At 73.1% G+C, this 25,813-nt stretch carries 17 protein-coding genes; 7 read left to right on the top strand and 10 right to left on the bottom strand.

The window, feature by feature from the left end; all coding sequences use genetic code 11:
* Positions 1-107 precede the first annotated feature (107 nt).
* Positions 108-1,145: a LuxR family transcriptional regulator gene (locus ACZ7L4_RS24170; RefSeq protein ID WP_472105405.1), complete on the top strand. Its 1,038-nt coding sequence runs from the start codon at positions 108-110 to the stop codon at positions 1,143-1,145.
* Between the two features lie 48 nt (positions 1,146-1,193).
* Here the strand turns inward: ACZ7L4_RS24170 and lon are convergent, their stop codons facing one another.
* Positions 1,194-3,599, bottom strand: a complete 2,406-nt coding sequence (lon, locus tag ACZ7L4_RS24165; protein WP_472105403.1) for an endopeptidase La — start codon at positions 3,597-3,599, stop codon at positions 1,194-1,196.
* Between the two features lie 168 nt (positions 3,600-3,767).
* Here lon and ACZ7L4_RS24160 point away from each other — a divergent pair, with 168 nt between their 5' ends.
* The 5 genes from ACZ7L4_RS24160 to ACZ7L4_RS24140 all read left to right on the top strand — a co-directional run bounded on the left by ACZ7L4_RS24160 (position 3,768) and on the right by ACZ7L4_RS24140 (position 11,200).
* On the top strand, positions 3,768-4,454 hold the full coding sequence (locus ACZ7L4_RS24160; RefSeq protein WP_472105401.1) for a GNAT family N-acetyltransferase: 687 nt from the start codon (positions 3,768-3,770) through the stop codon (positions 4,452-4,454).
* 63 nt (positions 4,455-4,517) lie between these two features.
* Positions 4,518-5,210: a spermidine synthase family protein gene (locus ACZ7L4_RS24155; protein ID WP_472105399.1), complete on the top strand. Its 693-nt coding sequence runs from the start codon at positions 4,518-4,520 to the stop codon at positions 5,208-5,210.
* A gap of 93 nt (positions 5,211-5,303) precedes the next feature.
* On the top strand, positions 5,304-6,041 hold the full coding sequence (locus ACZ7L4_RS24150; protein WP_266714016.1) for a response regulator transcription factor: 738 nt from the start codon (positions 5,304-5,306) through the stop codon (positions 6,039-6,041).
* Between the two features lie 77 nt (positions 6,042-6,118).
* Entirely contained in the window at positions 6,119-7,168 is a 1,050-nt protein-coding gene (locus ACZ7L4_RS24145; protein WP_472105669.1) for a HAMP domain-containing sensor histidine kinase, read from the top strand.
* 240 nt (positions 7,169-7,408) lie between these two features.
* A complete protein-coding gene (locus ACZ7L4_RS24140; protein WP_472105397.1) occupies positions 7,409-11,200 on the top strand; it encodes a multifunctional oxoglutarate decarboxylase/oxoglutarate dehydrogenase thiamine pyrophosphate-binding subunit/dihydrolipoyllysine-residue succinyltransferase subunit in 3,792 nt (1,263 codons plus the stop codon).
* Positions 11,201-11,291: 91 nt separating this feature from the next.
* Here the strand turns inward: ACZ7L4_RS24140 and fxsT are convergent, their stop codons facing one another.
* The 8 genes from fxsT to ACZ7L4_RS24100 all read right to left on the bottom strand — a co-directional run bounded on the left by fxsT (position 11,292) and on the right by ACZ7L4_RS24100 (position 24,592).
* Positions 11,292-14,303 carry an FxSxx-COOH system tetratricopeptide repeat protein gene (gene fxsT, locus ACZ7L4_RS24135; RefSeq protein WP_472105395.1) on the bottom strand — a complete coding sequence of 1,004 codons (3,012 nt, stop codon included), beginning with the start codon at positions 14,301-14,303 and terminating at the stop codon, positions 11,292-11,294.
* A 141-nt stretch (positions 14,304-14,444) separates the two neighbouring features.
* Positions 14,445-15,875 (bottom strand): aKG-HExxH-type peptide beta-hydroxylase, encoded by a 1,431-nt coding sequence (locus ACZ7L4_RS24130; protein ID WP_472105667.1) that lies wholly within the window; start codon positions 15,873-15,875, stop codon positions 14,445-14,447.
* 8 nt (positions 15,876-15,883) lie between these two features.
* Positions 15,884-17,092, bottom strand: a complete 1,209-nt coding sequence (locus ACZ7L4_RS24125) for an FxsB family cyclophane-forming radical SAM/SPASM peptide maturase (RefSeq protein WP_472105393.1) — start codon at positions 17,090-17,092, stop codon at positions 15,884-15,886.
* A 125-nt stretch (positions 17,093-17,217) separates the two neighbouring features.
* Complete coding sequence (gene fxsA / locus ACZ7L4_RS24120) at positions 17,218-17,424, bottom strand: FxSxx-COOH cyclophane-containing RiPP peptide (protein WP_450812552.1); 207 nt, start codon at positions 17,422-17,424, stop codon at positions 17,218-17,220.
* 33 nt (positions 17,425-17,457) lie between these two features.
* On the bottom strand, positions 17,458-20,847 hold the full coding sequence (locus ACZ7L4_RS24115) for an SAV_2336 N-terminal domain-related protein (protein ID WP_472105391.1): 3,390 nt from the start codon (positions 20,845-20,847) through the stop codon (positions 17,458-17,460).
* 4 nt (positions 20,848-20,851) lie between these two features.
* A complete protein-coding gene (locus ACZ7L4_RS24110) occupies positions 20,852-21,865 on the bottom strand; it encodes an AAA family ATPase (RefSeq protein ID WP_472105389.1) in 1,014 nt (337 codons plus the stop codon).
* 121 nt (positions 21,866-21,986) lie between these two features.
* Positions 21,987-24,083 (bottom strand): VMAP-C domain-containing protein, encoded by a 2,097-nt coding sequence (locus ACZ7L4_RS24105; RefSeq protein WP_472105387.1) that lies wholly within the window; start codon positions 24,081-24,083, stop codon positions 21,987-21,989.
* The gene (locus tag ACZ7L4_RS24100) at positions 24,080-24,592 is read right to left on the bottom strand and encodes a CU044_2847 family protein (protein ID WP_472105385.1); all 513 of its coding nucleotides are present in this window, start codon (positions 24,590-24,592) and stop codon (positions 24,080-24,082) included. The genes ACZ7L4_RS24105 and ACZ7L4_RS24100 overlap by 4 nt, the downstream gene beginning before the upstream one ends.
* A gap of 178 nt (positions 24,593-24,770) precedes the next feature.
* Here ACZ7L4_RS24100 and ACZ7L4_RS24095 point away from each other — a divergent pair, with 178 nt between their 5' ends.
* Entirely contained in the window at positions 24,771-24,956 is a 186-nt protein-coding gene (locus ACZ7L4_RS24095; protein ID WP_010061466.1) for a DUF6104 family protein, read from the top strand.
* Positions 24,957-24,959: 3 nt separating this feature from the next.
* Here the strand turns inward: ACZ7L4_RS24095 and ACZ7L4_RS24090 are convergent, their stop codons facing one another.
* Positions 24,960-25,799: a hypothetical protein gene (locus tag ACZ7L4_RS24090; RefSeq protein WP_472105383.1), complete on the bottom strand. Its 840-nt coding sequence runs from the start codon at positions 25,797-25,799 to the stop codon at positions 24,960-24,962.
* Positions 25,800-25,813: the final 14 nt, after the last annotated feature.

Genomic DNA, 25,813 nt, shown 5'->3' with positions numbered 1-25,813 from the left:
ATGCGGCCATGCAAATACCGGGGCCCCCGCCTGAACAATGCGTTCCAGGTGGTGACTTGTGGACGTGCACACTTGTGTGGCCTGCGGGTTCGGCCGAAAATCCCCGGATGACACCGGCTGGGCACGACGACGCGCAGTGGCAGGCACTCGGCCTCGGCGAGAGCGAGTTGAGGGTCTACGAAGCGCTGCTCGGCGCCGGTGACTTCGGTTCGCGGGCGGCGCTCGCCCGCGCGACCGGGCTGACCGCGCGCCGGGTCACGGACGCCCTCGGCCACCTCGCCGAACGTGGCTGCACGCTGCCGCCGCCGGACGGCGCGGCCCTCCCGCTCGCGGTGCCGCCCGCCACGGCGCTGCGCAATCTGATCCACCGGCACCAGGCGGAACTGCTGCGCCGCTCGGCCGAGTTGGAGGACCTGACGGGGGCGGTGGACCGGCTGGCGGCCGGGTTGCTGACCGCCACGCCCGCGGACGTCCGGGCGATGGGCATCGAGACGGTGCGCGGCGGGCGGGCCATCGCGGAGCGCGTCGCGGCGATGCTGGCCTCCGCCACCACGGAGGTCGCTCTGCTCGACCGTCCGCCGTACGCCTCCAGCCAACCGGACGGCATGCCGACCCCGCTCGACGTGGCGGCGCCGGTGCGGCGCGGGGCACGGGTGCGGGTGGTGGTGGACCGGGAGGGCCTGACCTTCGCGGGGCGCGCGCGGGGCCTCAACGACCTCGCCACGCAGGGCGTCCAGATCCGGGTCGGCAAGGACCTGCCGACGAAGCTGTTCATGGTGGACCGCAGGGTGACCCTGCTCCCGCCGACGGACGCGGCGGACCCGACGGCCTCGGCCCTGGTCGTCGGCGACTCGCTCCTCAGCCACGCCCTCGTCCCGCTGTTCGACGCGGTGTGGGAGCGGGCGGTGCCGATCGGCGCGGACTCCCCCGACGAGATCACGGACGAGGACCGCGAACTCCTGACCCTCCTCGCCTCGGGCCTCAAGGACGAGGCGATGGCCCGCCGCCTGGACGTCCACGTCCACACGGTGCGCCGCCGCATCACCCGCCTGATGACGATGCTGAACGCCCAGACCCGCTTCCAGGCGGGGGTGACGGCGACGCTGAGGGGGTGGCTGAGCCATTCAAGCCCCTGCGGCGATTGAGCAGCGGGGTCCCGGGGCAGAGCCCCGAGACCTCGCCCCCGTCGCAGGTCACGCGGCGATCGGCACCGCCACATCCGCCGGAGCCAACGCCAGCTCCAACACCTGCCGCACATCCGACACCGGGTGCACGTCCAGCTTCTCCAACACCTCCGCCGGCACGTCGTCCAGATCCGCCTCGTTCCGCTTCGGAATGATGACGGTCGTGATCCCCGCCCGGTGCGCCGCGAGCAACTTCTGCTTGACGCCGCCGATCGGCAGCACACGCCCGGTCAGCGACACCTCACCGGTCATCGCCACATCCGTACGGACAAGGCGTCCGCTCAGCAGCGACGCCAGCGCCGTCGTCATCGTGACGCCCGCGCTCGGCCCGTCCTTCGGGACGGCGCCCGCCGGGAAGTGGATGTGCGCGCCGCGCTCCTTCAGGTCGGCGACGGGCAGCTCCAGTTCGGCGCCGTGCGAGCGCAGGAAGGAGAGCGCGATCTGCGCCGACTCCTTCATGACGTCGCCCAGCTGGCCCGTGAGGGTCAGGCCCGCCGCGCCCGTCTCCGGGTCGGCGAGGGACGCCTCCACGTAGAGCACGTCGCCCCCCGCCCCGGTGACCGCGAGTCCGGTCGCCACGCCGGGCACGGAGGTGCGCCGCTCGGCCGGGTCCTGCGCCGACTCGGGCACGTGGTGCGGCCGCCCGATGAGCGGACGCAGATCGTCCTCGCCGACGGTGAACGGCAGCTCCCGCTCCCCGAGCTCGTGCTGCGCGGCGACCTTGCGGAGCACCCGCGTCACGGACCGCTCCAGGTTTCGCACGCCCGCCTCGCGCGTGTACTCGCCGGCGAGCTTGCGCAGCGCGTCGTCGCCGATGACGACCTCTTCGGCGGCGAGCCCGGCGCGGTCCAGCTGGCGCGGCACCAGGTGGTCGCGGGCGATGACGACCTTCTCGTCCTCGGTGTAGCCGTCGAGACGGACCAGCTCCATGCGGTCGAGGAGGGCCTCGGGGATCGCTTCCAGGACGTTCGCGGTCGCCAGGAAGACGACGTCGGACAGGTCGAGCTCGACCTCCAGGTAGTGGTCGCGGAACGTGTGGTTCTGCGCCGGGTCGAGGACTTCGAGGAGCGCCGCGGCCGGGTCGCCGCGGAAGTCGGAGCCCACCTTGTCGACCTCGTCGAGGAGGACCACCGGGTTCATCGACCCGGCCTCCTTGATGGCGCGCACGATGCGGCCCGGCAGGGCGCCCACGTACGTACGCCGGTGGCCGCGGATCTCCGCCTCGTCCCGGACGCCGCCGAGCGCGACGCGGACGAACTTGCGGCCCATCGCGTGCGCCACGGACTCGCCGAGCGAGGTCTTGCCGACGCCGGGCGGGCCGACGAGCGCGAGCACGGCGCCGCCGCGCCGCCCGCCGACCACGCCGAGGCCGCGGTCCGCGCGGCGCTTGCGCACGGCCAGGTACTCGGTGATCCGCTCCTTCACGTCGTCGAGGCCCGCGTGTTCGGCGTCGAGGACGCCGCGGGCGCCCTGGATGTCGTACGAGTCCTCGGTGCGCTCGTTCCACGGCAGTTCGAGGACGGTGTCGAGCCAGGTGCGGATCCAGGAGCCCTCGGGCGACTGGTCGCTCGCGCGCTCCAGCTTCTCGACCTCCTTGAGCGCGGCCTCGCGGACCGTCTCGGGGAGGTCGGCGGCCTCGACGCGGGCCCGGTAGTCGTCGGACTCCTCGCCGTCGTCCTTCTCTCCGTTCAGTTCGCGCAGCTCCTTGCGCACGGCGTCGAGCTGGCGCCGCAGCAGGAACTCGCGCTGCTGCTTGTCGACGCCCTCCTGGACGTCCTTGGCGATGGACTCCGCGACGTCCTGCTCGGCGAGGTGGTCGCGCAGGTGCTGGGTGGCGAGCTTCAGCCGCTCCACCGGGTCGGCCGCTTCCAGCAGCTCGACCTTCTGGGCCGTGGTGAGGAACGGCGAGTAGCCGGAGTTGTCGGCGAGCGCGGACACGCCGTCGATCTGCTGCACGCGGTCCACGACCTGCCAGGCGCCGCGCTTCTTCAGCCAGTTCGTGGCGAGCGCCTTGTACTCCTTGACGAGTTCGGTGACGGCTCCCGGCAGCGGGTCCGGCACCTCCTCCTCGACGGTCAGGCCCTCCACCCACAGGGCGGCTCCGGGCCCGGTCGTGCCGGCTCCGATGCGCACGCGGCCGACGCCGCGGATCAGTGCGCCGGGGTCGCCGTCGGCGAGGCGTCCGACCTGCTCGACGGTGCCGAGCACGCCGGTGTTCGCGTATGTGCCGTCGATACGCGGAACAAGCAGCACCTTCGGCTTGCTGGGTCCAGTACGCGCGGCGGCCTGCGCGGCCTCCACCGCGGCTCGTACGTCGGTGTCGCTGAGGTCCAGGGGCACCACCATTCCGGGCAGCACGACCTCGTCGTCGAGGGGCAGCACGGGCAGGGTGAGCGGTGTGGACGTCGAAGCCATGATCTCCCCTTTGGCAGTCAAGTTGAGTTACATGCACTCAATGCACGACGCCCTCCAGATGTTCCGCGACGGGCGTTCGCTGTCAGCGATCACGGCTACCGGACTCCAGAGCGCACCGTATGTAATACCCCTCAAGCGAACGGGACCATTACATTGGAGCGTGCGAGCATGACGGGCGAGGAACTCGTACGGAACTGGATCGACGGCTGGGTCGCCTCGCGCGGCACCGCTCCCCCGCTCGTCGAGCCCTGGGGTTACACGATTCACGTGGGCCTGCCGGAGCACGTGAGCCGGCACGTCATCGGCGCCACCAACGAGGCCGTGTCCGAGGAGTCCGTGCGCAAGGCCGCGGAGTCCACGCGCGGCCGCGGCACCCATCTGAAGGTCTTCGCCGACCCGGAGCGGGTCCTGCCGTGGCTCGGCCCGGAGTGGGAGGCGTACGGGGCGGACGACTTCCTGATGACGACGGACCTGACCGGGGCCGCCGCACCGCCGGCCCCCAGCGGCTACATCCGGCACATCTGGAACCGCGCCGGCGTCACCCGGGCCCTGCTCACCGACACCTCCGGCGCGTTCGCCGCGCGCGGCCAGGTCGCCCCGACCGGCGCGAGCGCCGTCGTCGACCAGATCGAGACCTCCGAGCGCCACCGCCGCAAGGGCCTGGGTCGCGTGGTCATGGGCACGCTGGAGTCGGCGGCCCACGCCCAGGGCGCGACCCGCGCGGTCCTGGCGTGCACGCCGGAGGGGCGTTTCCTCTACGAGTCCGTGGGCTGGCGGATCGAGGCGCCGCTGACGAACGCGAAGTACGTGGGCACCCCGGACGCGGCGCGGACCGGTTCGGTTCACCCTCTGTGACGAGCGCCATGTGAGACGTGGGACACAGAAAACACCCGCGGGCCACCCCGGCCTTCGGCCACAATGGCGGCCATGACGACTCCGCACCACCCCGATCCACCCGTCGTCCTCGATCGCCGCGAAGGCCCCTTCGGCGAGGTGGTCCTGCGCCGTCACGGCGACCTGCTCCAGATCATCGCCAACGGCACGTTCCTGATGGACACCTCCGACGGCCGCTCCGAGCGGCGGCTCGTCGACTCGGCCCTCGCCGCCCTGGACGACCGCGAGAAGCCGCGCGTCCTCATCGGCGGCCTCGGCGTCGGCTTCTCCCTCGCGCACGCGGCGGCCGAGCCGCGCTGGGGCGGCATCACGGTGGTCGAGCGGGAGCCCGCGATCATCGACTGGCACCTCGACGGCCCGCTGCGCGAGCTGTCCGAGGAGGCCCTCGCCGACCCCCGTACGGACATCGTCGAGGCCGACCTCGTACGGCACTTGCACACCGCCACGGACACCTACGACGCGCTCTGCCTCGACATCGACAACGGTCCCGACTGGACCGTCACCGAGGACAACGACAGCCTGTACGGGCCGCCGGGGCTCGCCGCCTGCACGGACCGACTCGACCCGGGCGGTGTTCTCGCCGTATGGTCCGCACAGCCGTCAGCAAATTTCGAAGAAACCTTGCGGAATGCCGGATTCCAGGCGGTGCGCACCGAAGAGATCCCGGTTGTCCGGGGCGTCCCTGACGTGGTGCACCTCGCACTGAGGCCCACGTAGCCGACCGGCGGTAACTCCCCGTACGCTGACGTCCGAAACCCGATCATTCAAGCGTCAAGCGCGTCACGACGGCGCGCACTCAGGGGCGGGGCGATGGAGCAGACACACACCTCCCACAACACCACCACGACGACACAGGGAGCCCAGCGACGGGTCCTTGTCGTCGAGGACGATCCGACCATCGTCGATGCCATCGCCGCCCGGCTGCGCGCCGAGGGATTCCTCGTGCAAACCGCGCAGGACGGCCCGGCGGCGGTGGACACGGCCGAGGCCTGGCAGCCCGACCTGCTGATCCTCGACATCATGCTGCCCGGCTTCGACGGCCTGGAGGTCTGCCGCCGCGTGCAGGCCCAGCGCCCGGTGCCGGTCATGATGCTGACCGCGCGCGACGACGAGACGGACATGCTCGTCGGCCTCGGTGTGGGTGCGGACGACTACATGACCAAGCCGTTCTCCATGCGGGAGCTGGCGGCGCGCGTGCACGTGCTGCTCCGCCGCGTCGAGCGCGCCGCGCTGGCCGCCACGACGCCGCGCAGCGGGATACTGCGACTCGGCGAGCTGGAGATCGACCACGCGCAGCGCCGCGTGCGCGTGCGGAGCGAGGACGTGCACCTCACCCCCACCGAGTTCGACCTCCTCGTGTGCCTGGCGAACACGCCGCGTGCGGTGCTCTCCCGTGAGCAGCTGCTCGCCGAGGTGTGGGACTGGGCGGACGCCTCGGGCACCCGCACGGTCGACAGCCACATCAAGGCGCTGCGCCGGAAGATCGGCGCGGAGCGCATCCGCACCGTGCACGGCGTGGGCTACGCGCTGGAGACGCCGAACCCGTGAGCGGCGCGGACCGGGACCGGGCAGCGGTCGGGCGGCCGCACCGGCCGCCGTTCAACCCCCAGTGGGCGTCCGGCGGTCTGCGCCCCTTCTCCGTGAAGGCGAAGCTGGGCACGCTCGTCGTCGTCTCCGTCTTCATCACCACCGGCCTGCTCATGGTGGCGATGTACACGGCGACGGAGCTGCGCTTCATTACGGTGTTCTCGATCATCGCCACGCTGCTGATCACGCAGTTCGTGGCGCACTCGCTGACGGCTCCGCTCGACGAGATGAACACGGTCGCCCGGTTCATCTCCAACGGCGACTACTCGCGCCGGGTGCGCGGCGCCGGCCGGCGCGACGAGATCGGTGACCTCGCGGTCACCATCAACCGCATGGCCGACGAGCTGGCGGCCCAGGACCAGCAGCGCAAAGAGCTCGTGGCCAATGTCTCGCACGAGCTGCGCACGCCCATCGCGGGCCTGCGCGCGGTCCTGGAGAACGTCGTGGACGGCGTCATGGCCGCCGACCCCGAGACGATGCGCACGGCGCTGAAACAGACGGAGCGGCTCGGCCGCCTCGTCGACACGCTGCTCGACCTGTCCCGCCTGGACAACGGCGTCGTGCCGCTGAAGACGCGCCGCTTCGAGGTCTGGCCGTACCTGTCGGGCGTCCTGAAGGAGGCCAACATGGCGGTCTCCCAGCGCGCCGGACTCGCCTCGGGCTCCGGCACCCACACGCGTACGGACGTCCATCTGCACCTCGACGTCTCGCCCCCCGAGCTGACGGCGCTCGCCGACCCGGAGCGCATCCACCAGGTCGTCGCGAACCTCATCGACAACGCGGTGAAGCACTCCCCGCAGCACGGCCGTGTCACCGTGCTCGCCCGCCGCGGCCCCTACCCCGATTCGCTCGACCTCGAGGTGATCGACGAGGGCCCCGGCATCCCGCAGTCCGAATGGCACAAGGTCTTCGAGCGCTTCAACCAGGGCGCCGCCACCGGCGACAAGGGCGACGGCGGCACGGGCCTCGGCCTCGCCATCGCCCGCTGGGCCGTGGAACTGCACGGCGGACAGATCCGGGTGGCCGAATCCGCTCGGGGCTGCCGGATCAAGGTCACTCTTCCGGGAGAGCCCGGAACGCAAAGTTGACGTAGGGTTTCGGTCAGGCAAGGGTCAAGAGCGCGCCGGGCAGACACGAACACGCCGGGCGCGCTTGTGAACGTACCGAAACCCCGGTTGTTTCCCGCCATTTCCCGGCCCGAAACGCGGCTTCCGGTGTGACTTACGTGACGGATCACCGGCCCGGTCTGCACGTCTCGTGAATGGAGGCGTAGCCTTTATTCCCGCTGTCCATCACCTTGTGAGAAGCGGAAGAGGGCGGTTACCGCCGTGTCGCCACAGTCCCCCAGTAACTCGAGCATCTCCCCCGAGACCGACCAAGCCGGGCAGGGCAAGAACCCTGCAGCGGCCTTCGGCCCCAACGAGTGGCTCGTCGACGAGATCTATCAGCAGTACCTCCAGGACCCGAATTCGGTTGACCGAGCCTGGTGGGACTTCTTCGCCGACTACAAGCCAGGTGCCGCGGCCGCGGGGGCCGCGACGACCCCGAAGCCGGCCGAGAAGCCCGCGGCCCCGGCCGCACCCGCAGCGCAGGCCCCCGCCGCGCCCGCCGCCGCAGCTCCCGCACAGGCTGCCGCCGCGCCCGCGAAGCCCGCCGCACCGGCCGCGCCCACCGCGCCGAAGCCGGCCGCTGCCGCGCCTGCGAAGCCCGCAACCCCGAAGAAGGCTGAAGAAGTGACGACCGAGGCCCCTGCCGGCCCCGAGCTCGTGACGCTGCGCGGTCCCGCCGCCGCCGTCGCGAAGAACATGAACAAGTCCATCGAGGTCCCCACGGCGACGTCCGTGCGCGCGGTCCCGGTGAAGCTGCTGTTCGACAACCGCATCGTCATCAACAACCACCTGAAGCGCGCCCGGGGCGGGAAGATCTCCTTCACCCACCTCATCGGGTACGCGATGGTGCAGGCCATCAAGGCCATGCCGTCGATGAACTACTCCTTCGCGGAGAAGGACGGCAAGCCCACCCTGGTGAAGCCGGACCACGTCAACTTCGGTCTGGCCATCGACCTCGTGAAGCCGAACGGCGACCGCCAGCTGGTCGTCGCGGGCATCAAGAAGGCCGAGACGCTGAACTTCTTCGAGTTCTGGCAGGCCTACGAGGACATCGTCCGGCGCGCCCGTGACGGCAAGCTCGGCATGGACGACTTCGCCGGTGTCACGGTCTCCCTGACCAACCCCGGCGGCCTCGGCACGGTCCACTCGGTCCCGCGCCTGATGCCCGGACAGTCGGTCATCATGGGCGTCGGCTCCATGGACTACCCGGCGGAGTTCCAGGGCACGTCCCAGGACACGCTGAACAAGCTCGGCATCTCGAAGGTCATGACGCTCACGTCGACCTACGACCACCGGGTCATCCAGGGCGCCGCCTCCGGCGAGTTCCTGCGCATCGTCGCGAACCTCCTCCTCGGTGAGAACGAGTTCTACGACGAGATCTTCAAGGCCCTGCGGATCCCCTACGAGCCGGTCCGCTGGCTCAAGGACATCGACGCCTCGCACGACGACGACGTCACCAAGGCCGCCCGCGTCTTCGAGCTGATCCACTCCTACCGGGTCCGCGGCCACGTCATGGCCGACACCGACCCGCTGGAGTACCAGCAGCGCAAGCACCCCGACCTGGACATCACCGAGCACGGGCTCACGCTGTGGGACCTGGAGCGCGAGTTCGCCGTCGGCGGCTTCGCCGGCAAGTCGATGATGAAGCTGCGCGACGTCCTCGGCGTGCTGCGCGACTCGTACTGCCGCACCACCGGCGTCGAGTTCATGCACATCCAGGACCCGAAGCAGCGCCGCTGGCTGCAGGACCGCATCGAGCGCCCGCACGCCAAGCCGGAGCGCGAGGAGCAGCTGCGCATCCTGCGCCGGCTGAACTCGGCGGAGGCCTTCGAGACCTTCCTCCAGACCAAGTACGTCGGTCAGAAGCGGTTCTCCCTGGAGGGCGGCGAGTCCGTCATCCCGCTGCTCGACTCGGTCATCGACGCCGCCGCCGAGGCCCGCCTCGACGAGGTCGTCATCGGCATGGCCCACCGCGGCCGTCTGAACGTGCTTGCGAACATCGTCGGCAAGTCGTACGCGCAGATCTTCCGGGAGTTCGAGGGCAACCTCGACCCGAAGTCGATGCACGGCTCCGGCGACGTGAAGTACCACCTGGGCGCCCAGGGCACCTTCACCGGCCTGGACGGCGAGCAGATCAACGTCTCGCTGGCCGCCAACCCGTCCCACCTGGAGACGGTCGACCCGGTCATCGAGGGCATCACCCGCGCCAAGCAGGACATCATCAACAAGGGCGGCACGGACTTCACGGTCCTGCCCGTCGCCCTGCACGGTGACGCGGCCTTCGCGGGCCAGGGTGTGGTCGCCGAGACGCTCAACATGTCGCAGCTGCGCGGCTACCGCACGGGCGGCACGGTCCACATCGTCATCAACAACCAGGTCGGCTTCACGGCGGCTCCCGAGTCGTCGCGCTCCTCCATGTACGCCACGGACGTGGCCCGCATGATCGAGGCGCCGATCTTCCACGTGAACGGCGACGACCCCGAGGCCGTCGTCCGCGTTGCCCGTCTGGCCTTCGAGTTCCGCCAGGCGTTCAACAAGGACGTCGTCATCGACCTCATCTGCTACCGCCGCCGCGGTCACAACGAGTCGGACAACCCGGCGTTCACGCAGCCGCTGATGTACGACCTGATCGACAAGAAGCGCTCGGTGCGCAAGCTCTACACCGAGTCCCTCATCGGTCGCGGCGACATCACCCTGGAAGAGGCCGAGCAGGCGCTCCAGGACTTCCAGGGCCAGCTGGAGAAGGTCTTCACGGAGGTCCGCGAGGCCGTCTCGCACCCGGCCGCCGCCGAGGTCCCCGACCCGCAGGCCGAGTTCCCGGTGGCCGTGCAGACGGCGATCTCCCAGGAGGTCGTCAAGCGCATCGCCGAGTCCCAGGTCAACATCCCGGACCACGTCACGGTGCACCCGCGCCTGCTGCCGCAGCTGCAGCGCCGCGCCACCATGATCGAGGACGGGACGATCGACTGGGGCATGGGCGAGACCCTCGCCCTCGGCTCGCTGCTCCTCGAGGGCACCCCGGTGCGCCTGTCCGGCCAGGACTCGCGCCGCGGCACCTTCGGCCAGCGCCACGCGGTCCTCATCGACAACAAGACGGGCGAGGACTTCACCCCGCTCCTCTACCTGTCGCCGGACCAGGCCCGCTACAACGTCTACGACTCGCTGCTCTCCGAGTACGCGGTCATGGGCTTCGAGTACGGCTACTCGCTTGCGCGTCCCGAGTCCCTCGTGATGTGGGAGGCGCAGTTCGGTGACTTCGTCAACGGCGCGCAGACCGTCGTCGACGAGTACATCTCGGCCGCCGAGCAGAAGTGGGGCCAGACCTCCGGCGTCACGCTGCTGCTGCCGCACGGCTACGAGGGCCAGGGCCCGGACCACTCCTCGGCCCGTGTCGAGCGCTTCCTGCAGCTGTGCGCGCAGAACAACATGACGGTCGCGATGCCGACCCTCCCGTCGAACTACTTCCACCTCCTGCGGTGGCAGGTGCACAACCCGCACCACAAGCCGCTGGTGGTCTTCACGCCGAAGTCGATGCTGCGCCTCAAGGCCGCCGCGTCGAAGGTGGAGGAGTTCACGACGGGCGGCTTCCGCCCGGTCATCGGCGACGAGTCGGTGGACCCGAACGCGGTCAAGAAGGTCGTCTTCGTCGCGGGCAAGCTGTACTACGACCTGGAGGCCGAGCGGCAGAAGCGCGGCGACACGGAGACCGCGATCATCCGCGTCGAGCGTCTGTACCCGCTGCCGGGTGCCGAGCTCCAGGCCGAGATCGCCAAGTTCCCGAACGCCGAGAAGTACCTCTGGGCGCAGGAGGAGCCGGCGAACCAGGGTGCGTGGCCGTTCATCGCGCTCAACCTGATCGACCACCTGGACCTGGCCGTCGGCGCCGACGTCCCGGGTGCCGAGCGTCTGCGCCGCATCTCGCGGCCGCACGGCTCGTCCCCGGCGGTCGGCTCGGCCAAGCGCCACCAGGCCGAGCAGGAGCAGCTGGTGCGTGAGGTCTTCGAGGCGTAAGGCCCCGGAGCCCGGCGAACAAGGCCGAAGGCCCGGTCCCCTTCCGAGGAGCCGGGCCTTCGGCCTGTTCCGTTCCGGCAGGTCCTGGCGCTCACGTCACCTGTGGCTCGAAGTCCCAGTACGGCCGGTTGCGGGCCCGCGCCGACAGGGTGTGGACGTGCTGCTTGCCGAGCGTCGCCGTGAGGTCGGAGAGCGCCTCCTGCTCGGTCTTCTCCGCCTCCTGCCGGTTGCCGAGGCCCCGCAGGTCGGCCGCGTGCGCGACGCGCGCGGTGAGGGTCAGCGGGTGCGTACGGCCCAGGGTCTCGGCGGCGCGGGCCGCAGCCGAGGCGCTGAGCTCGGCCGCGGACGCGGTGTCCCCGACGAGGTTGCGCAGCGCCGACGCGTTGACGGCGCAGCCCACGGTCCACGGATGGTTCTCGCCGACCGCCGCCGCCAGGTCGGTCATGGCCCGCTCGATCAGGTCGTGCGCCAGATCGCGCTCGCCCACACTGCGCAGGATCAGCGCGTGGTTGGCGCGGGCCCCCGCGATGAACGGGTGGCCCTCGGCGAGCTTCTCCTCGTAGCGCGCGAGGACGTACTCGCTGGTCTCCCGCGCCTGGTCGATGTCGCCGTGCTCGCGGGCGAAGCAGCTGTGGCTGACGGCGGCGGCAAGGGTCTGCGGGTCGTTGTCCCCGAGGCGGCGCTCGTAGCGCTCCCGGACGCGGGTGAACAGCGGGCCCGCCCGGCCGTGGTCGCCGAGCCGGTACAGGCACTGCGCGAGATTGTGCTCGGCGAGCAGTGTCTGCGGGTTGTCGCCGCCCATGACGAGGCGGTACTCCCGCACGTTCTTCGCCTGCATGGACTCGGCCTCGGTGTAGCGGCCGAGCAGGCGCAGGTTCGTCGCGTAGTGGATCTCGGAGAACAGCGCCCAGGGGTGGCGGCTCTTGAGGAGCAGCCTGCGTGCCTCCAGGGTGCGCCGGTCGATGTCGAGGCTCTCCTTGTAGCGGCCGAGCAGGCGCAGCGCGAAGCCCAGGTTGTTCAGGGCGTTGAGGGTGCGGGAGTCCTGTTCGCCGAGCAGTTCGCGGTAGGCCGGGTACAGCCACTCGTACAGCTCGCGCGCCTCCTCGTAGCGGCCGAGGCCCCACAGGTCGGCGCCGAGGCCGATGTTGGCGCGCAGATGGTCGAGGTCCTCGGCGCCGCGCTCGGCGAGCAGGTGGTCGGCGGCGATCCTGCCGATCTCCTCGGCGCGCTCGTACTCGCCGGCCGCGCGCAGCAGGTTGGACAGGTGGTACGAGAGGTCCCAGACCCGCTGGTGGGTGTCGCCGAGGCGGCGCTTCCAGGTGGCGAGGGCGCGCTCGCCGAGCTTGATGCCGGAGACGTACTCGCCCGTGAAGTACATGTAGCGCAGGCAGTTGAGGACCATGTTCTGGACCTTGCGGTCCGTGCTCTGCAGGACGTCGGCGTACTTCAGGTGCGGCACGATCGCCGCGTACTCGTCCCACAGGCGGGTGTCGGTGGCGCGGCCCGGGTCGGCGGCGGCGAGCGCCCTGCGGACGACGTCGATGAACTCGCGGCGGTCCTCGTCGGGCATGTCCTTGTGGACGATCTGGTGGACCATGCGGTGCAGGTACAGGGACTCGCCGGCCGCTGCCGACTCGTCGCCCACCGTCTCGTGCGACTCCAGGCGGACGACGGAGTACTGGCGCAGCTGGTTGATCGCCTTGTTCCACAGCAGCGGGTCGTTGAGCAGCCCGGCGACCTGTTCGGGCAGTTCGTCGTGCGGCATCTCCCGCAGCAGGCGCACGGGGATGAAGCCGGGCGCGAAGAACGTGCACAGGCGCAGCAGGTCGATGGACTCGGGGACGGTCTCGCGCAGCTTGTTGAGCAGGATCGACCAGGCGGTCTGGAAGGCGACGGGGAAGTCGGCGGAGACCTTGACGACGTCCTGGTCGATGCCGCCCTCCAGGAGCCCGATGTACTCCTCGACGGACATGTCCGAGTCGTTGAGCCAGCCGGCCGTCTGGTCGAGCAGCAGCGGCAGGTCCTCCAGGGCCTCGGCGAGCTGGTCGGCGTCCGGTTCGGAGAGCCGGGACGCGCGGCGGCGGATGAAGGCCACGGACTCCTCGCGGGAGTAGACCGGCACTTCGAGGAGCTTGCTGTTGTGCTCGCTCCACTCGGGGTTGCGGGAGGTGATCAGGACGTGCCCGGGGCCGGTGGGCACCAGGTCCCAGATCTGGTCGGGTTCGTCGGCGCCGTCCAGGACCAGCAGCCAGCGCCCGTACGGGTCGCCGCGGCGCAGCGAGTCGCGCACGGCGCGCAGCCGCTCGCCGTACTCGGGCCCGGTGGACAGGGCGAGCTTCGGGGCGAGTTCGGCCATCAGACGGCGGTACGTGACCCGGCCCTCGGCGTTCACCCACCACACGACGTCGTACTCGGAGCCGAAGCGGTAGACGTACTCGGCGGCGAGCTGGGTCTTGCCGACCCCGGACATGCCGTGCATGGTGAGCACGCCCGCGCCGGGTTCGGCGCCCTGGAGCAGGTGGTACGCGTCGTTGAGCAGCGGCTCGCGGCCGGTGAAGCGTGTGTTGCGGCGCGGCACTCCGCCCCACACCTCGGGCATGGAGGCGGGGAAGCGCGGCCCGCGCCGCTCGCCCGCGGCGGGCTCCGGCAGCGGGTCGGTCGGCAGGTCGAGCCGGTCGAGGAGGCGGCGCTCCGCCTCCTCGGCGCCCATGTTGGTGAGCTGGGTGGCGGCGAGCACGGTGGTCGCGGTGGGCAGCGTGGCCGTGGTCACGGAGACGGCGGCGAACCGGGCGGCGTCGGGGGCGACGACCTGCCGCAGCGCCGCGTTCCACTCCTCGTGGGTGCGCGGGCCGAGCTGGAAGTACCACTCGCTGACGATGACGAGGATGCGGCCCTCGGCGAGCTTCAGGTCGCCGAGCAGGTCCGCGAGCGGCACATCGGCCCGGGAGTCCCAGCGCGCGTACACGACCCGCAGGCCGCGCCGCTCGAGGCGGTCCCCGATCCAGGCCGCCCAGGCCCGGTTGAACCCGGCGAAGCTGATGGTGACCGTGGGTTTCCCGGCCCCCTTGCCGGTGGCTCCGACCGGCCTACGGATTGCAGACATGCAGCGGCCTCCCGGCACGTAATGGTAGAACCTCGGCACGACACCGCGACAGGGTCGGGACGGCCCTGCCCCGGCCGCGCGCGCCGTGCTCGCATCCCTTCCCGCTCATGCCCCGATCTTCGCCCCAACCGGGCCCAAAAATCACCCAGTTGACCGCATCCGACGTGCGGCGAACAGGGTTCGGGCCGCGTCCACGTAGGCACGCGCGCGTGCGGCGTGCCCGCGGGGCGCCGGGTGCTCGTCGAGCCGTTCGTACGTGGCGACCATCTGGTCCACGAGGCGCCGCCCCTGCGGGGTGAGGTCCGTCGAGCCGACGACGGCGGGGAGCGCGGCGCCCACCTGCTCCTTGCAGCGCGCGTGCACGGCCCACGCCGACTCGCGCTCGGCGGTCCTGGCGACGTTGAGGGCGCGCCGCTGGAAGAAGTCGGCGAGCGCCAGATGCGAGTATGCGCCCTGGAGCAGCCCGTCGAAGGGGCGCGGGTCGGGGCGCCACGGCGCGAAGTAGCGGGCGGCGCCGCCCGCCCGGTGCAGCGGCACCAGCTGGGCGACGGTGACGAGCTTGGTGTGCTGGAGCTCGTGGACGAGGGTCGCCGCGAACACGGGGGCCGTGGGCGGGGTGCTGCTGAGGACGGCGCCGAAGGCCTCGCGCCGGGTGCCGCTGCAGGTGCCGGCCGTGGCGTCGTACGGGTCGGATCCCGGCGGGGCGGTGAGCGGGACGAGGCAGCGCAGCAGGGCGACGGCCTCCGCGAGGCGCTGCTCGCCGCCGAGGCGCAGCTCGACGGCGGTGCCCGACCAGGCGTGCAGCCAGCGTTTGCGTTCGGCGTCGTCGAGGGTCGCGGGTTCGCTGGCGCCCCGGTAGTGCGCGCCGCCCTCCGCCGCGCGGTACGGGTCGAGGTCGTCGAGCGGGGTGGGGTCCGCGCCCGCGGCGAGGCCGGGCAGCGCGTAGGCGGGCGTCCAGGCGGGGTCGTCGGACCAGGCTCCGGTGCCGCGCTCCAGGCGGACGACGACGGGCGCCGAGCCTCGGTCGCGGATCTTCAACTGGCCGTATTTGCAGGTGACTTCGTAGGCCGTGCCGTCGGGTTCCGAGGTGCGCAGCGCGCCGAGCGAGGGCAGGCCGACGAGCCCGTCGCGGGCTGTCAGGCGAGTCGTGAACGGGAGGCCCGCGCGGGCGGCCGCCGCCGCGGCGAGGGCGCTGAAGTGGGCCAGCTCGTCGGCGAGCTGCCCGCTGCGTCCGTGGGCGCCGGGGCGGTCCGGGTCGGTGCGCAGCAGGGCGAGGCAGCGCTGGGCCCAGGGGCCGACCAGGGGGTGCAGGAGGCGGGCGCGGGCGGGCGAGTCGGCGGGCCGCGGGGTCGTGGCGTCCGCCGCCTCCATGAGCGCCCAGTCCTCCCTCAGGCGCCTGCGGGCGGACGGCGGGCACAGGCGGGGGTCCGCCTGCGTCACGGCGTCGAGCACCGCGCGCAGCGTGAGCAGTCTGCGGGTGTCCTGGGCGCGGACGAGCAGCGCGAGGGCCTGCGGGCCGCCTTCGGTGCGGCCGAGTTCGGTCAGGGCGTGGTCCGGGAGTGCCGGAAGCATGACGGAGGTCAAGGGGAGTCCCCTTCGGGGTGGGCGGCGGGCACCGTGTCCGCGGTGAGCACCGCCGCCACATGACGGATGAAGCGCTGCAGGTCCGCGCAGTACACGGACGGGTTGGCGAACCCGTGTCCCGCGCGGTAGCGGTGGGCGTACTGGCCGCCGCCGCAGACGTCGAGCAGCGGGCAGGCCCGGCAGTCGGCGGCGAGTGCGGCGGCGCCCGCCTGCCGGGCGGCGACGGCGGGGTGGGCGAGCGCCGCGTCGAAGTCGTGCCGGAAGACGTCGAGCCCGGTCCAGGCGGCGCCGTCGTAGGCGGACTTGAGCGAGTCGACCTGCTCGATCGTCCCGTCGGTCTCGACGACGACGGCGTCGAAGGGGGCGAGGCCGAGCGGTTCGACGGACGAGGGCAGGCCGAGGAGCAGCGCGAGGCACTCCTCGAAGAGCCGCACCCGGGTCTCCCGGTGCCCGGCTCCCCACCAGCGGTCGAAGGCGGCGCACAGCCAGCCGCCGTACGCCTCCCCGTCGGGGTCCCAGCCGGGCGGCGGCGCCGACCAGTTGCCGTGCGGGAGCAGCAGGTCGAGCGCCGGCGGGCGGAGCGCGAGCAGCGACTCGTACGTCTCCACCGGGTCCTGCGCGGGGTCGATCACGGCGAGGATCCCCGCGTACGAGTCGGGGAAGCGCTCGGCGGTCAGGCGGGCCCCGCGGGCGGCGGCGGTCCAGGAGGGGCGTCCGGCGCGGTCGACGCGGCGGGCGTTGTGCGTCTCCAGGCCGCCGTCGAGGCTGATGCCCACGCGGACGCCGTGCCGGGCGAGGGTCGCGAGGCGCCGCTCGGTGAGCAGGGTGGCGTTGGTCTGCACGACGGCGTGCACCTGGCAGCCCGTGGGCGCCCGTTCGCGGACGAGGTCGGAGAAGCGGCCGAGCGTGGCGGCACCCGCGAGCAGCGGTTCACCGCCGTGCAGGACGAGCGAGAGATGCGGGAGTGCGTGTACGCGCGCGTGCTCGGCGATCCGGGTCGCGGTGCGGTCGAGGACCTCGGGCGACGCGGCGGCGGGGCGGGTCCGCCAGGTGTGGTCGGGGCCCTCGTACAGGTAGCAGTAGCGGCAGGCGAGGTTGCAGCGGCCGTGCACCTTCACGACGAACTGCCGGAAGGGGAAGGGTCGTTGCCGCGGTGTTCGCCCGACGGCACCTTCGGAGACTCCAGCCACTCCGGTACCCCCCATGCCGTGCGCCCGCAGTACGGGCTCGCGCGTACGGGGCGCCTTCCCGGTGGGGCGCGCGGCACAAACGTGGTCGGTTCAACGTTGTCCGGTTCGCTCGCGCGCGGCGACCGAAACCGGTCGGGGCGTCACAGCGCGCTGCTGAACCCCCAGAGCATCTCGCCCGGCCGCTCCTCGCGCTCCCGCAGATCGTCCAGCACCTCGTCGAGCACCGGGTGTTCGGCCTTGCGCAGTTCGGCGAGGCTCAGCTCGGTCGGGTCCGGGCAGGGCTCGGCGTGCTCCGCCTGACGCGGCGGCTGCGGCCGGGCCGTGCGCGGTTCTCCCCATGCGTCCATGACGTTCCCCTCTCCCCGGCCGACGGCCCGGTGTCAGTCCAGCTCGGCGAGGCGCTCCGCTGTCTGCCGTGCCGTCGGTCCGCTCCTGGTCACGTTGTCGTCGGGCAGCCTCGACCACTCGCGGCGTGCCGCCCGATAGGCCTCACGGGCGGCACGCGGGCGTGCCGCCGCTTCGTAGGACATACCCCGCAAGTGGTGTGCCTGCGCGCCCAGAAGCACGGCTTCCTGGCGGGACCGCTCGGTATCGGCCTCCCGTTCGGCGCCTCGGGCGGACTCGGCGGCGTACCGGAAGGCGTCGACGGCCTCGTCGAGACGGGCGGGGCGGCCGAGGCTGCGGAACACCTCGAACTGCACCTGGCCGAGCTCCAGCCAGCTGCGCGCGGCGGGCAGGAAGTCGTCCGCCTCGGCGGCGGCGAGGCCCAGGAGGTACTCGGCCTCGCGCAGGTCGACGCGGTCGCCCCGCGCGCGGTAGCGCAGCATCAGGGCGCGGCCGAGCAGCAGCAGCCGGTGGGCGAGCCGGGCGCTGCCCGCAGGGGTCTGAGCACGGCAGTCCCGCAGCACCCGGATCGCCCGCGACAGCGCGTCCTGCTCGGCTGGCGTGGCCGGCGCGGCGCCCGCCCGGCTCAGGAGCACCTCGCCCCATTCGGCGAGCGCGTCGGCGTGGGCGGCGGAGTCCCTCGGCATCCAGTGCGCCGCCTGCTCGAAGTGGCCGGCGGCTTCCTGGAGTTCACGCGGGTCGCCCGACTCGGCGTGCCGGGCGCGGGCGACGCGGGCGGCCCGCAGCAGGACCGCGGCGCGCAGCCGCTGGTCGCGGGCCGCCGCGAGGGCCTCGTCGACCCGCGCGGCCGCCTCGTCGAGTCCGTCACCGCAGACGAGCAGGGCGTCGACCAGGTCGAGCAGCACCCGCACCCGCGGCACGCCGCCCGGGTCCCCCGTCTCGCTGTTCAGGGCGGTGCGCAGCGAACCCGCCGCCTGCTCCGCGTACTTGACGGCCTGCTCGCCGTCGGAGGCGGCGCCGGACAGCCGGAGCAGGATCCGGCCGTGGGCGAGCGGGAGTTCGGGCGGGTGGCTGCGGCCCTGCCAGGTGTCGACGAACGCCTCCAGCATGCCGACCGCGCCCTGCAGCAGCGCGCTGTCGCCGCCGAGCCGCCACTGCGCCTCCAGGGCGCCGACGCGCTCCAGGGTGAGCCGCAGCGCCTCCTGTTCCGCGAGGTCGGGCGCCGAGCAGGCCACCGCGTACTCCCGGTCGGCCCTGCGCAGGAGTTCGAGCGCGCCGCTCCGGTCGCCGCGGCGCCTGCGGTCGGTGGCGGCGGTGGAGAGCACGCGCGCGAGGACGGCGCGTTCGCGCAGCGCGTGCGGGTGGGCGGCGGCGCGTTCGGCGGCCTGCTCGGCCTCGCGCAGCAGCTCGGCGCCGCCCTGCACCTCCCACAGGCGCAGCACGCAGTGGGCGTACTCGGCCCACAGCTCGAAGTCCCGCTCCGTGGGCGACTCGTGCTCGGCGGCGCCGCGCAGCAGCTGCACCGCGTCGATGAGGTCCTGCACCATGCGCTCGCTGTCGAAGCGCGCGGCGAGCGCGCGGGCGCGGGTGACGGCGGGGTGGGTGGGCGGCGCCTCCTGGGGCCCGTCCTGCCCCGGGCGCCCGTACAGGGCGAACTGTTCGGGCAGCGGCATGAAGCGCTCCAGGACCCGCGCGGCGACCTCGGCGAAGGGCTGCGGGACCAGCCCCGCGCCGTTCGCCCCGCCGTCGCCGTTGTCGCCTCCCACGGTGTGCGGGGGCCGGTATCCGGTGCCGGTGGGGCGGTCGGTGTCCGCGTCCCCCTCGGCGCCGCCGTCGCTGTCGCCGAGCTGGGCGAGCGCGAGGGCCGGGAAGTTGGGGCCGCCCTTGCCGAAGCGGGCCTCGATGTACTCCGAGCAGTGCTTGAGGACCAGCACGGCCTCGTCCCTGCCGAGCGGTCCGAGCAGCGACTCCTGCACGCCGGGCGCGAACTCGTACCACTGGACGCCGTCTCCCCCGTGCTCCTCCTTGGTGCGTGTGAGCAGGCCGCTGAGCAGTACCTCGGCCAGTTCGGAGGGGCCCGAGCCGGGCAGCATGGTCCGCTGCACCAGCTGCATCACCGGCAGGCACAGCGGGGCCGCCGCCAGGAATCCGGCGAGGCGGCTCGCGTCCGGTGAGGCGGTGGAGCGGAACCGGGAGACCAGTTCGAGCACGGAGGGCCGCTGCGCCTGCCGCCCCGCCGACGCCTGCCGCTGGTCCGCCCTGACCCAGCCGACGGCCCCGGAGACCGGCCCCGCGCCGGCCCCCGACAGGAGCCGCGCCCAGGCGCCGAGCGCCACCGGCTCGGGCGGCAGGACGGGCACCGGGAGCGCGCCCGCGCGGGCCTGCGCCGAGGGTCCCGACGGCGTCCGCACCCGCAGCGCCGCGGCGCCGCCCAGCGCCTCGCCGCGGCTCAACTCCCCGTACGAGACCGGGAGCCGGGTCCTGTTCCACAGGCGCTGCGGCAGTGGCTGGAGCACGGCGGCGGGGGCCTGCCGCGCCAGCTGGTGCAGCAGGCGGTGGGCCCGGCCGCTGCGCCACAGCGGGCCCGCGCAGTCGCTCACGAGGAGGGTGACCTGGCGGCCCGACGGGTCGCTGAGCCGGTCGGTGGAGTGCAGGGGCGCCCCGTACAGCTCGGGGCTGCGGCTGACGGCGGCCTGTGCGTCCGGCCCTTCGTGCAGATAGCTGACCTGGATGTCCCAGAAGGCTCCCAACTGGCCGAAGACCCGTTCCAGTTCGCCGAACATCCGGTCCCACACGCGCATCGAGGACGAGGCGTCCATCACGAGGCTCAGGCGTGCGTCGGCGCGGGTCACCGCGCGGAACACCGGCAGTACGAGGCCGCCCGCGCGCGCGGTGCGCTCCGCGGTCGCCGTCTCGTCGAGCACCGAGCGCAGCGGCGGGGCGGCGCTGCGGTATCCCTGCAACGGCCGCAGGGCGCGCTGGAGTTCGAGCGGTGCGGGGAAGGCGGGCGCCGCCGGGACGCCGACCGGGAGCGGGGAGGTGCGGCCGCCGCCGCGCGCGCGACCGCTGCCGGAGCGCGGTACGGGGTACAGCGCGACGCGCCGCTCGCCGCCCTCGTCGTACACCTGGGGAGCCGCCGGCTCGGGCTCGTCCTCCGGGGGCGCGGGGCGCGGGTCGGGCGGCACCGGCGCCGGTCGCGGCCCGTCGTAGGGGGGCCTCGGCCCGGGAGCGGGCTCCGGCTGGTCCGCGGCCCGTGCGGGGCGCGCGTACCCGGCCAGCCACAGCGCGTCGCACAGCCCTTCGGCATCCGGGTCGAGTCCGATCCGCCGCAGCCTGGCGATGAGTTCGGCGACGGGGTCGCCGCCCTGGCGTCCGGGCTCCGAGGGCGAACCGGGCCCCTGACGCGCCGTCGCGTCGGGAGTCACCGCTTCACCTCGGGCGGTCGAGTCGCTGGATCAGGAGGTCGGCGAAGGACTCGCGGCTGGTGGGGGCGGCCGCGTCGGTCAGGTAGATCGCGTTCAACAGCTGGTCGGTGGCGAGGAGTTCGCTGCGCGAGCGCTCCAGGAACCGGTTGATCAGATCGTCGCCCGCGCGTGCCGCCTCGTCTCCGAGATGGGCGCGTACGAACGTGGCGAGGCGGTTGTGGTCGGGCCTGCCGAGTTCGAGGTGGATGCAGCGGCGCATCAGCGGGGCGGGGAAGTCGCGCTCCCCGTTGCTGGTGAGCACCACGAACGGGAAGGCGTTGCAGCGCACCCGGCCGTCGCGGACGCGGACCTTGACGCCGTCGGCGGTGAGCACCTCCGCCTCGCCGTCCGGTAACCGGTCGGCGACCCGCTCCAGCTCGGGGATCGCGAACTCGCCCTCCTCCAGCACGTTCAGCAGGTCGTTCGGGAGGTCGATGTCGCTCTTGTCGAGCTCGTCGATGAGCAGCACGCGCGGCGTCGCCGACGGCAGCAGCGCGGTGCCCAGCGGCCCGAGCCTGATGTAGCTCCCGATCCCCTCGACGGCCCCCGGCGACCCGGCCGCCGAGCCGAACCCGCCCTGCGCCGCGATCTGCACGTCCTGGAGGCGGGCGATCGCGTCGTAGTGGTAGAGCCCGTCCTGGAGCGTGGACCGGCTGACGATGGACCAGCGCAGGACGTTGCCGAGCCCCAGCTCGTACGCCACCGAGTGCGCGAGCGTGCTCTTGCCCGCGCCGGGGCTGCCGGTCACGAGCAGCGGGCGGCGCAGATACAGCGCGGCGTTGATCATTTCGAGCTCTTCGGCGCCGGGCCTGTGCAGCTCCGCCAGGTGCCGGTGGGCGCCGAGCCTGCGGTCCTCGGAACCGTCTCCACCGGTGGAGCCCCGCCCGGAGAAGTCGCGCCAGGGCGGCGGCGGGGGCAGTCGGTCGAGGCCCTCGTGGGGTTCGCCGGCGCCACGGTAGATGAGCCACTCACTGGTCATGGTCCGGTCCTCGTCGTCACTCGTCCAGCAGGGCAGCCGAAGGGACGTGCCTCACGGTATCGATGGTTCGTGGCGCTGGTAAGGGCTCCGTGGGGAGCTGGCCTGAAGGGGCGCGGTGGCGTCACGGCGCCTCCAGGAGTTCGCCCGAGCCCGGCAGGGGCTGGTTCGGGTCGTCGTAGAAGAGGGCGATGCCGTCGGCCCAGAACGCCTCCGTGTGGCTCGCCAGGAGCTTTCTGCGCAACTCGTGGACGCGCTCCGGCAGATGCCGGGCCCCGCGCGGGTCGGCGACCGTGACGGCGGCGCCCCGGTGGAACTCGCCGCACACCGCCGCCGAGCGGGCCGGTCCGCGGCGCCACAGGGCGACACCGAAGCCGCCCAGCAGGATCCGGGCCAGCGCCTCGGTGTCGTCCTCGTAGCGGTGCTCTCCGTAGCGGCACATCACCGGTACGGAACTCGGCGACAGATTGCGCAGGTCCAGGCCCTCCGGAACGGGCCGGGGCACCCCGTCGTCGCAGTCGAGGAACTCGGCCCGGGCGCCGTGCGCGTGCAGCCAGCGCCAGCGGTCCGCGCGGTCGTCGTCCGCCTCGGACAACGCCGGGACGCAGTCCTCGAAGCCCGGCTCGCCCGGCAGCCGGTCCCGGTCGCCGCAGCGCAGCACGAGGGGGCCGCGCACACCGAGCGGCGGTTCGTCGGGCCGCAGCCGCCAGCCGTCCACCGGCAGGTCGAGGCGGGTGTGCGGAAGCACCACCTGGAGCGTCGCAGGCCAGCCGGGCTCGTCGCACTGCCGGAAGGCCTCCGCGAGGGGCGCGGCGAGCCGCTCCGGGAGGGCGTCGGTCGGGGTGCGCTCGTCCTGCCGCACGCAGTCGCGCGCGCCGCCCGGCCGGGTCACGTACACCTGCCAGTCCCAGTGGTCCCGCTCCCAGCCGCGCTCGACGAGTTCGAGCAGCGCGGCTGGCCGGGCCGCCCGGTCGGGGGCGGGTTCCGGCGCGGCGCCGGGTGGTCTGCGCTGCCTCAGACGTTCGATGCGCAGCTTCTCGATGCGCCGTCGGCGTCCTGTGTCGAGCCGTTCCTCACCGGCCTGCCGCACCCACTCCCACAGGGCCTGCTCGGCGTCCGCGGTGCCCGGGGTGACGAAGGGCCGCTCGGCCGTCAGGACCCGGATCGCGTAGTCGAGCACGAGGGCGCGCACTCCCTCGTCGTACGCGCCCTCGTACAGGGCGCCGAGCCCGTCCCGCCAGCCGCGCGGCGAGGGCAGCGGAGTGCCCCCTTCGAAGTCCGGGAGCGACTCCAGGATGTCGAGCAGACCGCGGGTGCTGACCGGGGGCGGCAGGTCGGCGAGCCGGCCGAGCAACTGGACGCGCTCGCCCGCGGTGAGCGTGCGTCCCGGCCGCGCGCCGAGCCGGCTCTGCACGTCGGCCCAGGTGTTCCGGGCGGGCTGCGACTGCCGCTGGCAGTCCCGGTGGTAGCGGTCGTGGGCGTGGCAGACCGCCTGGTAGAGGTCGTCGTGCTCGGCCCGCACCGCCTGCCCCGGCACCGGCGCGGGCAGCGTGCGCAGCTGCTCGATCCCGATGGACGTGCCGCCCCGCCCGTGGTCCGCGCGCGACTTCAGTACGCCGATGACCTCGCCGCGCACCGGGTCGACGACGGGGCCGCCCGAGATCCCGTACGGCAGGTCGTTCTCCCCGAGCCGCAGCTGTACGCCGGACGACCAGTCGCCGATGGTGCCCTTGACGGCGATCGGGCCGTCGAGCCGGCAGACCTGTCCGTCCACCACGGTCCAGCCCGCGTAGAAGACCTCCCCCTCGCTGTAGTACGCGGCGGGCCGCTCGGCCACGTAGACGCATTCGTGGTCGACGGGTTCGCGCAGCCGCACGAGGGCCAGGTCGGGGGCGGGCCATCGGCCGGGCACCGCCTGGTCGACGCCCTCGGGGAGCGTGGCGACGACTTCTCCGGGGACCTGGGACGTGCCGCGGCCGGGTCCGCTCTCGTAGGCCACCGCCAGCTCGCCCCCTTCCCCGCCGCGTGCCACATGTGCGCAGGTCAACACCCAGTTCGGGGCGATGAAGAAGCCGCTCCCGACGAAGCTTCCGGGTTCGTCGGCTGCATACCCGGCACCCGTGCGATGAATGCGCACCGTGGCCGCCATGACGAGTTCACGCAGTGCAAGGAGGGCGGCATCCCGCCGGCCCGGTGCGCCCCCGTCGCGCCCTGGTGTCATGCCCCGGCCCCGGCGACGGTCGGGTCGGCGTCCCCGTGCGCCGGGGCGCCGGGGGGCGCGCCCGGGGCCGCGCGGGGAGCGGGCGGTGTACCGGGGGCCGCGCGGGCGGCGGGATCCTGCGGGTTCTCCAGGTCCGGCGGCCCCTCGTTCCAGGTGAGCGTGACCTTGATGCCCGCCTTCGCCTCACCGTCCGCGAGCAGCCCGACGACCTTGCCTGCCTTGGCGGTCAGCTCGACGCCGAACTCGACGCTGACCTCGTCGGGGCGCACGGCGCGCAGCGGCCGCGCGAGGGAGCGCGCGACCCCCGTCACGAGCGCGTGCAGGCTCTCGACGCTCGCCTCCACCCGGTCGGTGAACCCGGTGTCGGAGAACGACAACTCGCCCTCGCGCACGCCCAGTTCCTCGGCGTCGCCGGATATTCGGGCCCACACGGGAGTCCCGTCGGGCAGCGCGATCCGCGCGACCCTGGTCACTTCCCGTGCTTCTCCTTGCGCCCCTTGCCGCTCCATACCGCTCCCCCGTTTCCCGTTCCCCCGTGTCCCCCCTTGCGGGACAAGGGTCCTTCCCCGGATGAGCAGGGGCTACCCCTCGGCCGGACCGCGAGGTCGGCGGCCCCCATAGGCTTGGTGGGCAGTCACACCACGCCCGCGCGCCCGCGCGGGCCCCGCACGCAGGAGAAACAGCCCCATGTACTTCACGGACCGCGGCATCGAAGAGCTGGAGAAGCGGCGCGGCGAGGAGGAGGTCACCTTCGAGTGGCTCGCCGAGCAGCTGCGGACGTTCGTCGACCTCAACCCGGACTTCGAGGTGCCGGTGGAGCGGCTGGCCACCTGGCTGGCGCGGCTCGACGACGAGGACGACGAGGACGAGTAGCCCTCAGGGGAGCCTGCGCGCCGCCCGCACCTTCTCGTACGCGAATCCGAGCGCCCCGTGCAGCAGCAGGAGCGCCCCGGCCGTGGTCCAGCCGCCGCTGCGCCGCCGCAGGCCGTGCACGGTGAGCGGCAGCCCCGCCGCGAGCTGGGCTGCCGCGAGCAGCCGCGCCCTGGGGCCGCGCAGCCAGGGGCCGACGCTGGTGGCCTCCACGACGTCGAGCTCGGCGTGCACGGCGTCGCGCCAGCCCGACCACGTGACCTGCTGCGCGTCCGGCTGGACCCGGGCGACCTCGCGGAGCCGGTCGGCGGGTTCGCCGGGGGTCAGCCCCGCGGGGAGGGCGAGTCCGGCGCGGGTGAGCACGGCGAGGAGGCCGAGCATGCGGGCGCGCGCGTCGGACGCGCCGTCGCCGGTGTCGGGCTTCGCCAGGGCTTCGAGCGCCTGCAGGTCGAGCACGGGGTCGAGGCCCAGGCGGGCCGCGAAGGTGCGCAGCGCCTCGGCCTCACCGACCGGGGTGCCGTTCGCGAGCCACTCGTAGCCGACCGGGCGGCGGAACCCGGAGGCCAGCGTGAATCCGCTGCGGTCGGCGTCCCACCACAGCGCGAGCACCGGCCAGGTCGCGCCGACGGCGAGGGCGCCCGCCCAGCCGCCGAGCACCCGGTCGACGGGTTCGCCGCCGCTGTCCTCCATGGACAGCCACGGCTTCGCCTCGGGCACGAGGACGCTCCACTCACTCCCGGCGCGGGTGAGCAGCATCCGCTCGCGCAGCAACTGAGCGGCGGGCCCGACGACGGACGGTTCGGCGCGGCAGAGCAGCAGCGCACCGGCGGGTTCGAGGGACGACATGGCCCCACGCTAGG

This window comes from Streptomyces sp. NPDC107575 (assembly GCF_055657265.1).
Note: the sequence above shows the minus strand (reverse complement) of the source record. Positions and strands in the feature narration are given on the sequence as shown.

Bases quoted from the DNA above. Each gene is read 5' to 3' on its own strand.
- ACZ7L4_RS24170 (WP_472105405.1), top strand. From the start codon at position 108: ATGACACCGGCTGGGCACGACGACGCGCAGTGGCAGGCACTCGGCCTC.
- lon (WP_472105403.1), bottom strand. From the start codon at position 3,599: ATGGCTTCGACGTCCACACCGCTCACCCTGCCCGTGCTGCCCCTCGAC.
- ACZ7L4_RS24160 (WP_472105401.1), top strand. From the start codon at position 3,768: ATGACGGGCGAGGAACTCGTACGGAACTGGATCGACGGCTGGGTCGCC.
- ACZ7L4_RS24155 (WP_472105399.1), top strand. From the start codon at position 4,518: ATGGCGGCCATGACGACTCCGCACCACCCCGATCCACCCGTCGTCCTC.
- ACZ7L4_RS24150 (WP_266714016.1), top strand. From the start codon at position 5,304: ATGGAGCAGACACACACCTCCCACAACACCACCACGACGACACAGGGA.
- fxsT (WP_472105395.1), bottom strand. From the start codon at position 14,303: ATGTCTGCAATCCGTAGGCCGGTCGGAGCCACCGGCAAGGGGGCCGGG.
- ACZ7L4_RS24130 (WP_472105667.1), bottom strand. From the start codon at position 15,875: ATGCTTCCGGCACTCCCGGACCACGCCCTGACCGAACTCGGCCGCACC.
- ACZ7L4_RS24125 (WP_472105393.1), bottom strand. From the start codon at position 17,092: ATGGGGGGTACCGGAGTGGCTGGAGTCTCCGAAGGTGCCGTCGGGCGA.
- fxsA (WP_450812552.1), bottom strand. From the start codon at position 17,424: ATGGACGCATGGGGAGAACCGCGCACGGCCCGGCCGCAGCCGCCGCGT.
- ACZ7L4_RS24110 (WP_472105389.1), bottom strand. From the start codon at position 21,865: ATGACCAGTGAGTGGCTCATCTACCGTGGCGCCGGCGAACCCCACGAG.
- ACZ7L4_RS24105 (WP_472105387.1), bottom strand. From the start codon at position 24,083: ATGACACCAGGGCGCGACGGGGGCGCACCGGGCCGGCGGGATGCCGCC.
- ACZ7L4_RS24100 (WP_472105385.1), bottom strand. From the start codon at position 24,592: ATGGAGCGGCAAGGGGCGCAAGGAGAAGCACGGGAAGTGACCAGGGTC.
- ACZ7L4_RS24095 (WP_010061466.1), top strand. From the start codon at position 24,771: ATGTACTTCACGGACCGCGGCATCGAAGAGCTGGAGAAGCGGCGCGGC.
- ACZ7L4_RS24090 (WP_472105383.1), bottom strand. From the start codon at position 25,799: ATGTCGTCCCTCGAACCCGCCGGTGCGCTGCTGCTCTGCCGCGCCGAA.